Source organism: Tatumella sp. JGM118 (genome assembly GCF_018257515.1).
Taxonomy (GTDB): Bacteria; Pseudomonadota; Gammaproteobacteria; order Enterobacterales; family Enterobacteriaceae; genus Tatumella; species Tatumella terrea.
In genome coordinates this window covers 1-13,761 of record NZ_JAERJR010000027.1, presented here as the reverse complement: position 1 = coordinate 13,761, position 13,761 = coordinate 1, and the positions used below count along the sequence as shown (strand labels likewise).

The window sequence follows — 13,761 nt, the reverse complement described above, 5'->3', positions numbered from 1 at the left end:
GCGCCATGGCGCCCGCAGTGTTCAGGCACTCTCTCTGCCGAATCCATACTCCCAGTCTTTCCATACCGGCTGTAGTCCGGCCCGCTGCAGAGCAGCGGCCACGACCTCAGGACGTCGGTGATCATCCGGAGAGAACTGTTCCAGCGCATCGGTGTCACTGGCATACCCGCCGGGAGTGGTCTTCGAAAAGGCACTGGCGGTAGTCACCGTGATCGGTATGGCATGGTCACGGAAGACAGGGGATTCCCGGGTGGAGAGGGAAATATCCGTTTGTGGTGAAAACAGGCGGAAAGCGCACATCGTCTGAAGTAACTGACGTTCGCTCATCTGCGATGCCGGGGTGATCCCTCCCGCACAGGGACGTAACCGTGGAAATGCCACCGAGAACCGCGATCGCCAGTAATGTTTTTGCAGCCAGTTAAGGTGTTCTCCCATCATCAGACAATCGGTACGCCAGTGTCCTGAAAGGCCGGCCAGTACGCCAAGCCCTATTTTATCAATACCGGCGCGGCCCAGTCGTTCCGGTGTCTGAAGGCGAAACAGAAAATCCTGTTTATTGCCCCGCAGATGATGTGTTGCATAGCAGGACGCATGATAGGTTTCCTGATAGACCAGCACGCCGTCCAGACCCAGCTGCCGTAACTCCCGGTATTCCTGCTCCTGTAAAGGCTGAACCTCCATCGTCAGTGAACTGAATCGCCGGCGGATATCCGGGAGATGCTGCCGGAAATAGTCCATCCCGACTTTAGTCTGATGTTCCCCTGTCACCAGCAGCACCTGGTTAAAGCCCAGCTGCCGTAACGCATCACACTCCAGGCCAATCTCACGGCTATCCAGCGTCTTACGGCGGATACGGTTACTCATTGAAAAACCGCAGTAAGTACAATCATTGGCACACAGGTTAGACAAATACAGCGGCGCAAAAAAATTCACGGTATTACCAAAACGCTGGCGGGTTAACTGCAGAGCTTTCTCTGCCAGCGGCTCCAGATACTGTTCAGCCGCGGGTGAAAGCAAGGCCATCAGTCCGGGGATCCCGGGCTGATGACAGGTTAATGCCCGTTCAACATCCGCCAGGCGCTGACTGTCAATCTGCAAACGTAATGCATTCTGATCCAGCGTTTGCCAGTAGTCGGCGAAATCAGACATGGGCCGCTGCCTCCGTGTTGTCGGTATCCAGGAATGCGGTCAGCGGGCTACTGGCCTTCGCCTGTGTGCTGGTGGCGGCCTGTCCCCCGGACAGATAACCTGCCTCAATGGCCAGAGCGAAAGCCCGCGCCGCAGAAACCGGATCGCTGGCCGTCGCAATGGCGGTATTCACCAGCACGGCATCGGCACCATACTCCATCGCTTCACAGGCATCTGAAGGCACGCCGATACCGGCATCGATAATGACCGGAACGGTGGCCTGCTCGATAATGATATGCAAAAAATCGCGGCTCAGCAGGCCCCGGTTACTGCCGATAGGTGCGCCGAGCGGCATGACCGCTGCACAGCCCGCCTCTGCGAGTCGTTTACATAACACAGGGTCCGCACCACAATAAGGTAAAACAGTAAACCCTTCACGGACCAGCTGCTCAGCCGCTTTCAGTGTTTCTATCGGATCAGGTAACAGGTAACGGCTGTCCGGATGGATTTCAAGTTTGACCCAGTGTGTCCCCAGGGCTTCCCTGGCCAGCCGGGCGGCGAACACCGCTTCACCTGCCGTTTTGGCGCCGGAGGTATTCGGCAGCAACATCACGCCCGAACGCCGCAGGGGTTCAAGGATGGCATCGCTGTGGTCACCGAAATCGATCCGTTTCATCGCCAGGGTCGCCAGCTGTGAGCCGGAGGCGCGAAGCGCGGCCAGCATTAGCTCCGGTGAAGCAAACTTACCGGTCCCGGTCAGCAGCCGGGAACTGAATGTTTTATCCGCTATTTTCAACATAATTAACCTCCTGCGATGACCTGAAATATCACGACATCATCATTTTCCTGCAAGCGGTAGTCAGACCATTCACTGGCCGGAATGATGCGCTCATTCACGGCGAGGGCGGTTCCCTGTACCGTCACCGATAGAGTGTTCAGTAACCGGCTCACCGGGCAGGAAGGTTCCACAGTAATGACGTTATCGTTCACTTTAATTTCCATGACGGGCTCCACAAATCGGGCAGTTTCTCTCCGGGGCGAGCTGCAGCTTACGCCACTGCAATACCAGGCCATCAAACAGTATCAGCTGACCTGCCAGGGAATTCCGTCCTGAGCAGATCCACTTTATGGCCTCCAGGGCTTGTAAGCTGCCCATCACCCCGGTAACCGGTCCTGCGATACCGCTATTGCGGCAGTTACGTTCGGGTTCACGGGAGTCGGGCCACAGACACTGGTAACATCCGTGCTGCCAGGGGGGTGTCAGCACCAGTAATTGTCCGTGAAAACCGACCGCACTGGCGGTGATCAGTGGAAGGTTGCGGCTGAAGCACCAGGCATTCAGCCAGTGGCGGGTCGACAGGTTATCCGAACAATCAAGCACCAGTGTCGGCCGGACAGGCAGTTCCTCCCCGGCAGAAAGAGGAATGCGGGTAGTGATCGCATGGAGTGTGATGGATGGGTTTAAGGCGCGAAGTGCCGCCGCGGCCAGTTCTGCTTTATTGCTACCGGTATCTGATGAGCGGTAGAGGATCTGCCGTTGCAGATTGCTGATATGCAGATCATCATCATCAGCCAGCAGCAGTGTACCGGCCCCCGCCGCCGCGAGATATAACGCGGCGGGTGAGCCCAGCCCCCCCAGCCCGACAATAAGAATACGGGCGTCACTCAGCTTCTGCTGACCTTCCGGCCCGATCTCTTCCAGTAACAGTTGCCGGCTGTAGCGCATAAAACTTTTATCATCCAGCATCTGCGGTTACCTCCCGGGCATCACTGACTTTCTGTTGTAACTGCCGTACCGCCTCCCGCCAGTCTGCGGCCCGGGTAATAGCGCTGACCACGGCGATACTGCCGACGCCGGTTGCCAGCACCTCACCGGCTCTGTCCAGCGAAATCCCGCCAATCGCCACGGTAGGGATCCCGGAAAGCCTGAGGACATGGCGACGCAGGTTGGCCAGACCCTGAGGGGAGGAGGGCATTTCTTTCGTGGTGGTGGGGAAAATATGCCCCAGCGCGATATAGGAAGGGTGAAGCGGTAATACCCTGTCAATTTCGGCTGTATTATGGGTGGAGACGCCCAGACGAAGCCCTGCCTGATGGATGGCAGATAAACCGGCGGTCTGCAGATCTTCCTGACCGAGATGAACGCCATAAGCCCTGTGTTTTATGGCCAGTTGCCATTCATCATTAATAAATAACCGGGCCCCGAACTCGCGGGCAAGACGGATACTGTCGATGATGGCCTGTTCTTTCTCTGCAGCACTGCCTTGTTTCATTCTGAGTTGCAGGGTCATCACCCCGGCATTCAGCAGGTTTTCTATCCACTCTGTACTGTCGACGATGGCATACAAACCACAATACCGGGGGACGGGAGGAAATCGCTGAGTCATGCCTTGGCTCCTCTCCGGGCAGGGAGGACCGGGGTATAAATCTCGCTGCCTTTTTCCCGGAAGCGCCGGGACATCTCCAGCATACCCTCATCGATCACGACCTCCGGGGCCGGGTTTTTACTGGCAAAGTCACGGACTTCCTGGCTTATCTTCATGGAACAGAACTTTGGTCCGCACATCGAACAGAAATGGGCGACTTTTCCGGATTCCTGCGGCAGCGTCTGATCGTGATAACTGCGGGCGGTTTCGGGATCCAGCGCCAGGTGGAACTGGTCTTCCCAGCGAAACTCAAACCGTGCTTTAGACATCGCGTTATCACGAATTTGTGCGCCGGGATGTCCTTTTGCCAGGTCCGCGGCGTGGGCGGCAATTTTGTAGGCAATCAGCCCTTGTTTAACATCTTCTTTATCCGGCAGACCGAGATGTTCTTTCGGGGTGACGTAACACAGCATGGCACAGCCGAACCAGCCTATCATGGCGGCGCCGATCCCGGAGGTGAAGTGATCATAGCCCGGAGCGATATCGGTGGTCAGTGGTCCCAGGGTATAAAACGGGGCTTCGTGGCAATGTTCCAGCTGTTCGGTCATATTGCGTTGGATCATATGCATCGGCACGTGTCCCGGGCCTTCAATCATCACCTGAACATCGTATTCGTGGGCAACTTTTGTCAGTTCCCCCAGCGTATGCAGTTCCGCAAATTGTGCTTCATCATTTGCATCCTGAATAGACCCGGGGCGCAGCCCGTCACCCAGTGACAGTGCAATATCGTAGCTGGCACAAATCTCACAAATCTCACGAAAATGCCGGTACAGGAAGTTCTCCTGATGATGTGAGAGACACCACTTCGCCATAATGGAGCCGCCGCGGGAAACAATCCCCGTCAGCCGTTTGGCGGTCATCGGCACATAGCGAAGCAATACGCCGGCGTGGATAGTGAAATAATCAACGCCCTGTTCGGGCTGTTCCAGTAATGTGTCGCGGAACACGGACCAGTTTAAATCTTCCGCGACACCATTCACTTTTTCGAGCGCCTGATAAATGGGGACCGTGCCGACAGGGATCGGGCTGTTCCGCAGGATCCATTCACGTGTTTCGTGAATATTTCGCCCGGTAGAGAGGTCCATCAGGGTATCTGCGCCCCAGCGGGTCGCCCAGACCAGTTTTTCGACTTCTTCTTCGATAGAGGATGTCACGGCAGAATTACCAATATTGGCATTAATTTTTACCAGAAAATTCCGGCCGATAATCATCGGTTCAGATTCCGGATGATTAATATTCGCCGGAATAATCGCCCGCCCGGCGGCCACTTCCTGGCGGACAAATTCAGGAGTAATGGATGCCGGAAGAGGGTCAAAAAAATGCTTGCCGGGGTGCTGCTGAAGGAGTTCCGGGCGGGTGATCTGTTCCCTTCCCATATTTTCCCGCAATGCGATAAATTCCATTTCCGGGGTGATAATCCCCTGACGCGCATAATGCAGTTGCGTCACACAACGGCCTTTTTTCGCCTTACGGGGTTCCGGAAGATGCTGAAAACGTAATGAGTCCAGGCTTTCATCTGCCAGTCGTTGCCGGGTATAGGAGGAGCTGGTGGAAGGGAGGGGCTCAGAGTCCTGTCGTTCATCAATCCAGACCTGGCGGAGCTTACGGATACCCTGATGGATATCCGGAACCGTGGTGTTATCGCCGAAAGGGCCGGAAGTGTCATAAACAGGGATGGGCTCATTTTCTTCCATGACCGGGTTGTCCGGTGTTCCCCCGATCTGTGTCGGGCTGAGCAGGATGGCACGCACAGGCACCCGGATATCCGGCCGGGACCCGGTGATCCACCGGCGTTCCGAGGCCGGGAAAAACTCACTGCTCAGGGAATTGATGAAGTTTTTTGCTTGTTCGCGTTTTTCACGCCGTGACAATGGTTCAGACATAGCTCTATTTCCTGTAAAAAAAGAAATACGCTTGTCCGGAGTCCGGAAGGAGTGACAGATTGATCCTGCCCTGACGGCAGTTTCAGACTGGACTGTACTCTTGTTCCCTTCGCAGGTACTAACCTGATCAGGTTCCGCGGATCCCGAATTAACGGTCTCAGCCCCGGGGGGCACTCCGACAAGATATCAGGCCTCCGCAGTCAGTACGTCATGACGGAGGCTGTGAAAATTCACATGAGTCAGCATAGAGTGCTTCATCATGAAGTACAAGTCCCTGCTCAACGTAAGGGCGGAACGCCCTGATACCGCACAATTTAAAAAATATATCCCCCGGGAATTCAGCGACATTCAGTGTGCGGGTGCTACTATGAGTCCATGCTCTGAAATTGCCGTGAATCATCAATAAAAATTAAGGTAATGATGTGATGGAACGTGAAATCACCCGGAATGACCGGGGGTGGTGGGTCATTAGTCAGCAAAACAAGCTGTGGCTGCCACAAGGGACACTCCCGCACGGAAGCGCAGAAGAGTTTGCATTGATAGGTCGCCTCGCATTGCAGACCGGAGAGTGGCAGGGGGAACCGGTATGGCTGGTGCGTGAAACCCGCGCTCAGGAGATGGTGTCATTAAGACAATTACTGGGTGAAGAGAGCGGTTTGTTCCGTATGGCCGGACGTGCAGTCCAGTTGTCAGAATTTTACAGGTCACACCGGTATTGTGGTTACTGCGGGTCGGAAATGCACCTTAGCCGCAGCGAATTTGCCTGTCTGTGTGGCCGTTGTCATGAACGGTATTATCCGCAAATTGCACCCTGCATCATTGTCGCCATTCGCCGGCAGGATAAAATCCTGTTAGCAAACCATGTCCGCAGCCGCAACGGCGTCTATACCGCACTGGCAGGCTTTACTGAAGTGGGTGAAACTCTGGAGCAGACGGTGGCCCGGGAGGTGATGGAAGAGAGTAATATCAGGGTTAAAAACCTGCGTTATGTCGCTTCACAGCCCTGGCCTTTTCCTCAGTCACTGATGATGGCCTTCCTGGCCGATTACGACAGTGGCGAACTGCGTATTGACCCTAAAGAACTGCAGGATGCCGGCTGGTATCGTTATGATGCGCTGCCTTTGCTCCCCCCTCCGGGCACCATTGCCCGACGCCTGATTGAAGACACTATTGCGCTTTGCCGTAGTGAAAATGAATAACTGACCTGTGAAGACCCGGGGGCTGGTTAAAACACAGAGAAGTTTGTGTATATACTATGCACCTGACTTCGAGAGAGCCTGATTATGAGTGAATTAAAAAACGACCGTTATCTGCGCGCGTTACTGCGTCAGCCTACGGATGTGACGCCGGTATGGATGATGCGTCAGGCAGGGCGCTATTTACCTGAATATAAAGCGACACGCGCAGAGGCCGGAGACTTCATGTCACTGTGCAAAAATGCTGAGCTGGCCTGTGAAGTGACACTGCAGCCACTTCGTCGTTATCCCCTGGATGCTGCCATCCTTTTTTCCGATATTCTGACTATCCCCGATGCGATGGGGTTAGGTTTGTATTTCGAAACGGGCGAAGGACCACGTTTTTCTTCACCCATCACTTGCGCTGCCGATGTTAAAAAATTACCTGTCCCGGATCCGGAGCAGGAACTGCAGTATGTGATGAACGCTGTGCGGACCATCCGTAAAAATCTGCAAGGTGAAGTTCCGCTGATTGGTTTCTCCGGTAGTCCATGGACGCTGGCGACCTATATGGTGGAAGGGGGGAGCAGCAAGGCCTTCACTAAAATCAAGAAAATGATGTACAGCGACCCGTCCATATTACATGCGATGCTGGATAAGCTGGCTGAAAGCGTCATCCTGTATCTGAATGCCCAGATCCGCGCCGGTGCACAATCGGTCATGATTTTCGATACCTGGGGCGGAGTATTAACCGGCCGCGACTACCGTAACTTCTCGCTGTATTACATGCATAAAATTGTCGACGGATTATTGCACGAGAATGAAGGTCGTCGTGTCCCTGTGACTCTGTTCACTAAGGGCGGAGGCCAGTGGCTCGAACAGATAGCCGATACCGGCTGTGATGCCATTGGTCTGGACTGGACCACCGATATTGGTCATGCCCGTGAGCGGGTGGGGCACCGTGTTGCTCTGCAGGGAAATATGGATCCATCCGTACTCTATGGCTCGCCTGCACGTATAGAGCAGGAAGTCTCTTCCATCCTGGAAGGGTTCGGTCAGGGCGACGGACATGTCTTTAACCTGGGACACGGCATCCATCAGGATGTTCCCCCGGAACATGCCGGTGCATTTGTTGAGGCAGTTCACCGTCTTTCTGCGGCTTACCACAAATAATCATGGCTGACTTCGCGTTACTGAAAGCAGAACAGCAATTGCTGGCCGCACAGGTGGTACGCGAAGGCCTGAGCCCTGACTTTGTCCCCCGGTTTATTGCCGGGGGAGATACCGGTTTTGAAGAGAACGGTACTGTGGCCCGGGCGGCGATTGTGATTTTGCATTGGCCGTCGCTGGAGATGGCAGAGCATCGCGTTGCCCGCGTCCCCGTGACGTTGCCTTATGTTCCGGGTTACCTCTCTTTTCGTGAATGTCCCGCGTTACTGGCTGCCTGGCAGCAACTCACGTACCGCCCGGAGTTAATGTTTATTGATGGACATGGCGTTGCCCATCCACGTGGATTAGGCATAGCCAGTCATTTTGGGGTGACCGTCGATATTCCGGTGATAGGTGTGGCTAAACGACGCTTATGTGGTGATTATCAGGTGCCGTCTGCCACCTCCGGGGACTGCCAGCCTTTAATCTATCAGCAGCAGCAGACAGGCTGGGTATTACGCAGTAAAGCCCGGTGTAATCCATTATTCATTTCGGCCGGACACCGTGTGAGCGATGATATGGCATTGTACTGGACCCGCCAGTGTCTGCGTGGTTACCGTTTACCTGAACCTACCCGTCTGGCGGATGCCGTCGCATCTCAACGAAAGGGCTTCCGGCGTTATCTGAACAGACAATAACGCTGTGAAAAGATCGCTTTTGCGTTACACTTTCGGCAGCTAATTGATAACGAGTACCCGTCATGTTACGTAACCCAATCCATTTACGCCTGGAAAAGCTGGAAAGCTGGAAGCATGTGACTTTCATGGCCTGTCTGTGTGAGCGTATGTATCCGAATTACCAGGCCTTCTGCCAGCAGACTGAGTTTGCTGATGCGCATATCTATCGCCGTATTCTCGACCTGGTCTGGGAAACGCTGGTAGTTAAAGATGCCAAAGTGAATTTTGATTCTCAGCTGGAGAAGCTGGAAGAGGCGATCCCGGATGGTGATGCGTTTGACTTTTATGGTGTCTACCCGGCGATTGATGCCTGTGTGGCCCTGAGTGAACTCCTGCATGCCATGCTGAGTGGCGAAAGCCTCGCGTATGCAATCCAGGTCAGTGAAACCTCTGTGACGACCGTTGCTATGCTGGAAATGACCCAGGCTGGCCGTGAGATGACGGATGAAGAACTGAGAGAAAATCAGGCGGTGATTGATGAATGGGACCTGCAGTGGGAAATATTCAGGTTGCTGGCTGATTGTGAAGAACGTGATTTAGAGCTGATTAAAGGGTTACGTGCTGACCTGCGGGAAGCCGGAATCAGTAACATCGGTATAAGTTTTAACCAGTAAGACGATAAAACGTGACTTCAGACCTGATTTAGCTCACCTGAAGGCTTCACATCCGCCCCCTGTCTGGTCTACATTTGGGGGGCTAAAAATTGTGGCTATCGGTGTGTGCAGGCTGAAGGGTGTCGGAAGATAGGCTTTTCACTCGCACTCGTTGCTTAGCAGGCGATAAATACACTTTAAGGATAACTTATGAACAAGACTCAACTGATTGATGTGATCGCGGAAAAAGCGGACCTGTCTAAAACCCAGGCTAAAACAGCACTGGAATCTACTCTGGCTGCGATCACTGAGTCTCTGAAAGAAGGTGATGCAGTTCAGCTGGTTGGTTTCGGTACTTTTAAAGTCAACCACCGTGCAGAGCGTACCGGTCGTAACCCACAAACGGGTAAAGAGATCAAAATTGCTGCTGCTAACGTGCCTGCGTTCGTTTCCGGCAAAGCTCTGAAAGACGCAGTAAAATAAGCGTTCATCTCAGCTGCACTGATATTTAGTTAACAGAAGAGGTGGTCAGACCGCCTCTTTTGTTTATTTTATCAATGCCGGGGCACTGTTTATTCCGCCAATCGCCCTGACATTACTTCCTCTTTACCCTAATCTGTCCTGCTTATCTCACTGACTGTATTCAGCATTAAGGAGATATGATGTTTTCTTCCGGACGGGGACGTCTCCTGTGCCTGACCCTGCTACTGCTCACCGGATGCCAGTCTGCGCAAAAAATGCCGGCATTTACCGCCTCGGGTTATCTTGCTGACCGGGGTGTGGTCCGTATCTGGCGAAAAAATACGCCGCCGGATATTACTATTCGCACACTTTATAGTCCCTTCGATCGCACAGTGACCGAACAATCTGACTATCATTGGCAAAATGGGCAGTTACTGATGATTAAACGACATCTCAGTGGCACCTCGCCCGATGATGTGACTTTACGATTTGATAATCAGGGGAATGTCAGCTTTATGCAGCGGCAACTCGCCCGTCAGCGTGAAAGCGTAAGTCAGGATGATATCGAACTCTACCGGTTCGATGCGCGACGGTTATTACAAATAAGCGATGGCCTGCAGGCAGGCAGAGTCACCCTGATACAGGGGACCTGGGAGGGCAATAATCGTGTGACGACCTGCCACCATCAGACAATATCGGCAGGTCTGGATGCGTATTCTGTACAGATGATCTCTCGCGAGCAGAGACAATCTGCAGGAGCGCCGATCTATATTGCCTGGTTGCGGGCACCTGAGGGGGTTCAGCTGCTGAAAGCGACCACAGAAAATCTCTGTCTCCAGGCGCCGGCCTCTTCTGATCTCTGAGAACCTTCCGCCAGCAAAGGAATAAAAAAGGCAGACCGGAGTCTGCCTTTTGTGGAGTATTCCCCCGGGTTACTTCTGGCGGTTAATCGCCCGGTAACCAATATCTGTTCGACAGAAGCAACCTTCCCACGAAATGGCTTTTGCCAGTGCATAGGCCTGCTTCTGAGCCGCGGCGATATCATCCCCCAGACCGGTGACACATAACACCCGGCCGCCATGAGTGACAACATCTTCGCCCTGTAAGGTGGTGCCGGCGTGGAAGACTTTGCCGTCAGGCGAGGTGGCTGCCTCCAGACCTGAAATGACATCCCCTTTACGGTATTTTTCAGGGTATCCGCCGGCGGCCAGTACAACACCTAATGCCGGGCGGGGATCCCACTGAGATTCCTGTTGATCCAGCTGCCCGTCACAGGCTGCCAGGCACAATGCGACCAGGTCAGATTGCAGTCGCATCATAATGGGCTGGGTTTCAGGATCGCCGAAACGGCAGTTAAATTCGATCACTTTCGGCCGGCCTTCAGGATCGATCATCAGCCCGGCGTACAGGAAGCCGGTATAAACATTCCCCTCAGCAGCCATTCCACGCACGGTAGGCCAGATAACTTCGTCCATGGCCCGCTGGTGGACTTCATCAGTGACGACCGGAGCCGGAGAATAGGCACCCATCCCGCCGGTGTTCGGCCCGGTATCCGCATTGCCGACACGTTTATGATCCTGGCTGGTGGCCATAGGCAGGACATGCTCGCCATCAACCATCACGATAAAGCTGGCTTCTTCACCCTGTAAAAATTCTTCGATAACGATACGATGGCCTGCATCACCGAAAGCATTTCCGGCCAGCATATCCCGGACGGCGTCTTCAGCCTCCTGCAGAGTCATCGCCACGATCACGCCTTTACCGGCGGCCAGACCATCCGCTTTAATGACGATAGGCGCACCTTTTTCCCGCAGATAGGCCAGGGCAGGATCAATCTCGGTGAAATTCTGATATTCAGCGGTCGGAATGTTATGGCGTGCCAGGAAATCTTTAGTAAAGGCTTTAGATCCTTCCAGTTGTGCAGCGCCACGGGTCGGGCCAAAAATCTTCAGACCGGCTTCGCGGAAAGCATCGACCACGCCAATGACCAGAGGGGCTTCAGGACCGACAATCGTCAGCTCAATATTCTCTTTGCGGGCAAAAGCGAGTAAACCTTCGATATCTGTGGCACTGATATCGACATTATGCAGAGCGGGCTCCAGCGCGGTACCGGCATTGCCCGGGGCGACATAGACTTTACCCGCTAGCGGTGATTGTGCGGCTTTCCATGCCAGCGCGTGTTCACGGCCGCCATTACCAATAATTAAAATGTTCATAATAAATACCCCGGAAAGATTAATGGCGGAAATGACGCATGTCGGTAAAGATCATTGCAATACCGTGTTCATTAGCAGCGGCAATGACTTCATCATCACGAATTGAGCCACCAGGCTGGATAACACAGGTGATCCCGACCGCCGCTGCGGCATCGATACCGTCACGGAACGGGAAAAAGGCATCAGAAGCCATCGCTGACCCTTTAACCTCCAGCCCTTCATCACCGGCTTTGATCCCGGCAATCTTCGCTGAATAGACGCGGCTCATCTGGCCGGCGCCGATACCGATGGTCATATTATCGCGGGCATAGACAATGGCGTTGGACTTAACGAACTTTGCCACCTTCCAGCAAAACAGCGCATCGCGTAATTCCTGCGCCGTGGGCTGGCGCTGACTGACTACGCGTAATTGCGACTCGTCGGCCATACCCAGATCACGATCCTGCACCAGTAATCCGCCATTCACGCGTTTGAAATCCAGGCCTGGCTCACGCTGCTGCCATTCACCACAGGTCAGGACACGGACATTCTGCTTAGCCGCAGTGATTTTTAATGCAGCTTCACTGGCTGACGGAGCAATAATGACCTCAACAAACTGACGGCTGATAATCGCCTGTGCAGTGGTTTCATCCAGTTCACGGTTAAATGCGATAATTCCGCCGAAGGCGGACGTCGGGTCGGTCGTATAAGCGCGTTCATAGGCCTGCTGAATATCTTCACCGATAGCCACGCCACAAGGGTTAGCATGCTTAACAATGACACAGGCAGGTTCGGCGAATTCTTTAACACATTCCAGTGCCGCATCGGTATCCGCAATATTGTTATAGGAAAGTGCTTTACCCTGTAACTGCTGAGCCGTGGCGACAGAGGCCTCTTTAATATTCTCTTCTATATAGAAAGCCGCATCCTGGTGGCTGTTTTCGCCGTAACGCATATCCTGCTTTTTAACAAAATTCAGGTTTAGCGTACGCGGGAAACGACCGGCCGGAATTTTCTCTTCACTATAATATGCCGGCACACGCTGACCGAAGTAGTTCGCGATCATGCTGTCGTAAGCCGCGGTGTGCTCAAAGGCTTTGATCGCCAGGTCGAAACGCGTTTCCAGAGTCAGACTGTTGTCATTCTCTTCCAGCTCCCGGATCAGGGCAGGGTAATCATGGCTTTTTACCACGATAGCGACATCTTTATGGTTCTTGGCCGCGGAGCGCACCATGGTCGGGCCACCGATATCGATATTCTCGACGGCATCTTCCAGCGAACATCCTTCACGGGCAACCGTTTCGGCAAAAGGGTAGAGGTTAACGACGACCATATCGATCGGCTCGATCCGGTGTTCCGCCATAATGGCATCATCCTGCCCGCGTCGTCCCAGGATCCCTCCGTGGACTTTAGGATGCAGTGTTTTCACCCGGCCATCCATCATTTCCGGAAAGCCGGTGTAATCGGATACTTCGGTAACGGGTAAACCCGCGTCAGCCAGTAAACGGGCAGTGCCGCCGGTAGAAAGCAACTCCACACCCCGGGAGGTCAGTGCTTTGGCAAACTCAACAATACCGGTTTTGTCAGAAACACTCAGAAGAGCGCGGCGTACAGGACGACGTTGTTGCATAGTGAAGTAATCCTCTGGATTGGTTTCATATATATAGAAAAGAAGTCATAGAGAAAGTTCTGAAGGCAAATATCGCTGTTATCTGCGTTCAGAAACCTCGCCGGACCCGCTAATTATACGCTGGCATTGTAGCGAAAACGTTTGCGTGATGCCCGGCTAAATTTGGATTTATAGCCCTTTGTGGATAACTTTGTGGGTAACAGCGTATAAATGGCACATTTGCTGTGTAATGCAGCAAACAGTCTTTTTTGTTGAAATTAGTGGTTGCGCCTTTTCGGGAACTCCCTATAATGCGCAACCACTGAGACGGCAAAGCGCGATGCGCAGCGGCGTGACAGGGACTGAAGCGATTCGGTCCGGGAGAAAAAATCACGAAATAGTGG

Annotated in this window: 14 protein-coding genes and 1 riboswitch; of the genes, 6 read left to right on the top strand and 8 right to left on the bottom strand. The window is 53.6% G+C overall.

Going from position 1 to position 13,761, the window contains the following annotated elements:
- Positions 1–21 precede the first annotated feature (21 nt).
- The 6 genes from thiH to thiC are packed head-to-tail and all read right to left on the bottom strand — an operon-like array spanning position 22 to position 5,437.
- Positions 22–1,149 carry a 2-iminoacetate synthase ThiH gene (thiH, locus tag JK223_RS15780; RefSeq protein ID WP_212715108.1) on the bottom strand — a complete coding sequence of 376 codons (1,128 nt, stop codon included), beginning with the start codon at positions 1,147–1,149 and terminating at the stop codon, positions 22–24.
- Positions 1,142–1,927 (bottom strand): thiazole synthase, encoded by a 786-nt coding sequence (locus tag JK223_RS15775; protein ID WP_212715107.1) that lies wholly within the window; start codon positions 1,925–1,927, stop codon positions 1,142–1,144. Before JK223_RS15775 ends, thiH begins: the two co-directional genes overlap by 8 nt.
- 2 nt (positions 1,928–1,929) lie before the next feature.
- Positions 1,930–2,130, bottom strand: a complete 201-nt coding sequence (gene thiS / locus JK223_RS15770) for a sulfur carrier protein ThiS (RefSeq protein ID WP_212715106.1) — start codon at positions 2,128–2,130, stop codon at positions 1,930–1,932.
- Positions 2,120–2,875, bottom strand: coding sequence for a HesA/MoeB/ThiF family protein (locus tag JK223_RS15765; RefSeq protein ID WP_212715105.1), 756 nt, complete (start codon positions 2,873–2,875; stop codon positions 2,120–2,122). Before JK223_RS15765 ends, thiS begins: the two co-directional genes overlap by 11 nt.
- Positions 2,865–3,515, bottom strand: coding sequence for a thiamine phosphate synthase (thiE, locus tag JK223_RS15760; protein ID WP_212715104.1), 651 nt, complete (start codon positions 3,513–3,515; stop codon positions 2,865–2,867). Before thiE ends, JK223_RS15765 begins: the two co-directional genes overlap by 11 nt.
- A complete protein-coding gene (thiC, locus tag JK223_RS15755; RefSeq protein WP_212715103.1) occupies positions 3,512–5,437 on the bottom strand; it encodes a phosphomethylpyrimidine synthase ThiC in 1,926 nt (641 codons plus the stop codon). Before thiC ends, thiE begins: the two co-directional genes overlap by 4 nt.
- Before the next feature lie 87 nt (positions 5,438–5,524).
- Positions 5,525–5,625, bottom strand: a riboswitch (TPP riboswitch).
- Positions 5,626–5,862: 237 nt separating this feature from the next.
- On the opposite strand from thiC, the gene nudC reads away from it, so the two are divergent.
- From nudC to JK223_RS15725, 6 genes are all read left to right on the top strand, one after another.
- Positions 5,863–6,636 (top strand): NAD(+) diphosphatase, encoded by a 774-nt coding sequence (gene nudC / locus JK223_RS15750; RefSeq protein ID WP_212715118.1) that lies wholly within the window; start codon positions 5,863–5,865, stop codon positions 6,634–6,636.
- Between the two features lie 84 nt (positions 6,637–6,720).
- Complete coding sequence (gene hemE, locus JK223_RS15745) at positions 6,721–7,785, top strand: uroporphyrinogen decarboxylase (protein WP_212715102.1); 1,065 nt, start codon at positions 6,721–6,723, stop codon at positions 7,783–7,785.
- A gap of 2 nt (positions 7,786–7,787) precedes the next feature.
- Positions 7,788–8,459 carry a deoxyribonuclease V gene (nfi, locus tag JK223_RS15740; RefSeq protein ID WP_212715101.1) on the top strand — a complete coding sequence of 224 codons (672 nt, stop codon included), beginning with the start codon at positions 7,788–7,790 and terminating at the stop codon, positions 8,457–8,459.
- A 62-nt stretch (positions 8,460–8,521) separates the two neighbouring features.
- The gene (locus JK223_RS15735; protein ID WP_212715100.1) at positions 8,522–9,112 is read left to right on the top strand and encodes a YjaG family protein; all 591 of its coding nucleotides are present in this window, start codon (positions 8,522–8,524) and stop codon (positions 9,110–9,112) included.
- A gap of 189 nt (positions 9,113–9,301) precedes the next feature.
- Positions 9,302–9,574 (top strand): nucleoid-associated protein HU-alpha, encoded by a 273-nt coding sequence (hupA, locus tag JK223_RS15730; RefSeq protein WP_007886275.1) that lies wholly within the window; start codon positions 9,302–9,304, stop codon positions 9,572–9,574.
- Between the two features lie 179 nt (positions 9,575–9,753).
- A complete protein-coding gene (locus JK223_RS15725) occupies positions 9,754–10,416 on the top strand; it encodes a DUF1481 domain-containing protein (RefSeq protein WP_371813167.1) in 663 nt (220 codons plus the stop codon).
- Positions 10,417–10,485: 69 nt separating this feature from the next.
- Here JK223_RS15725 and purD read toward each other — a convergent pair whose 3' ends face one another.
- Both purD and purH read right to left on the bottom strand, forming a co-directional pair.
- Entirely contained in the window at positions 10,486–11,769 is a 1,284-nt protein-coding gene (gene purD / locus JK223_RS15720) for a phosphoribosylamine--glycine ligase (RefSeq protein WP_212715098.1), read from the bottom strand.
- A 19-nt stretch (positions 11,770–11,788) separates the two neighbouring features.
- Positions 11,789–13,378: a bifunctional phosphoribosylaminoimidazolecarboxamide formyltransferase/IMP cyclohydrolase gene (gene purH, locus JK223_RS15715; RefSeq protein ID WP_212715097.1), complete on the bottom strand. Its 1,590-nt coding sequence runs from the start codon at positions 13,376–13,378 to the stop codon at positions 11,789–11,791.
- Positions 13,379–13,761: the final 383 nt, after the last annotated feature.

Coding starts and splice junctions, on each gene's coding strand:
- thiH (WP_212715108.1), bottom strand. CDS start 1,149: ATGTCTGATTTCGCCGACTACTGGCAAACGCTGGATCAGAATGCATTA.
- JK223_RS15775 (WP_212715107.1), bottom strand. CDS start 1,927: ATGTTGAAAATAGCGGATAAAACATTCAGTTCCCGGCTGCTGACCGGG.
- thiS (WP_212715106.1), bottom strand. CDS start 2,130: ATGGAAATTAAAGTGAACGATAACGTCATTACTGTGGAACCTTCCTGC.
- JK223_RS15765 (WP_212715105.1), bottom strand. CDS start 2,875: ATGCTGGATGATAAAAGTTTTATGCGCTACAGCCGGCAACTGTTACTG.
- thiE (WP_212715104.1), bottom strand. CDS start 3,515: ATGACTCAGCGATTTCCTCCCGTCCCCCGGTATTGTGGTTTGTATGCC.
- thiC (WP_212715103.1), bottom strand. CDS start 5,437: ATGTCTGAACCATTGTCACGGCGTGAAAAACGCGAACAAGCAAAAAAC.
- nudC (WP_212715118.1), top strand. CDS start 5,863: ATGGAACGTGAAATCACCCGGAATGACCGGGGGTGGTGGGTCATTAGT.
- hemE (WP_212715102.1), top strand. CDS start 6,721: ATGAGTGAATTAAAAAACGACCGTTATCTGCGCGCGTTACTGCGTCAG.
- nfi (WP_212715101.1), top strand. CDS start 7,788: ATGGCTGACTTCGCGTTACTGAAAGCAGAACAGCAATTGCTGGCCGCA.
- JK223_RS15735 (WP_212715100.1), top strand. CDS start 8,522: ATGTTACGTAACCCAATCCATTTACGCCTGGAAAAGCTGGAAAGCTGG.
- hupA (WP_007886275.1), top strand. CDS start 9,302: ATGAACAAGACTCAACTGATTGATGTGATCGCGGAAAAAGCGGACCTG.
- JK223_RS15725 (WP_371813167.1), top strand. CDS start 9,754: ATGTTTTCTTCCGGACGGGGACGTCTCCTGTGCCTGACCCTGCTACTG.
- purD (WP_212715098.1), bottom strand. CDS start 11,769: ATGAACATTTTAATTATTGGTAATGGCGGCCGTGAACACGCGCTGGCA.
- purH (WP_212715097.1), bottom strand. CDS start 13,378: ATGCAACAACGTCGTCCTGTACGCCGCGCTCTTCTGAGTGTTTCTGAC.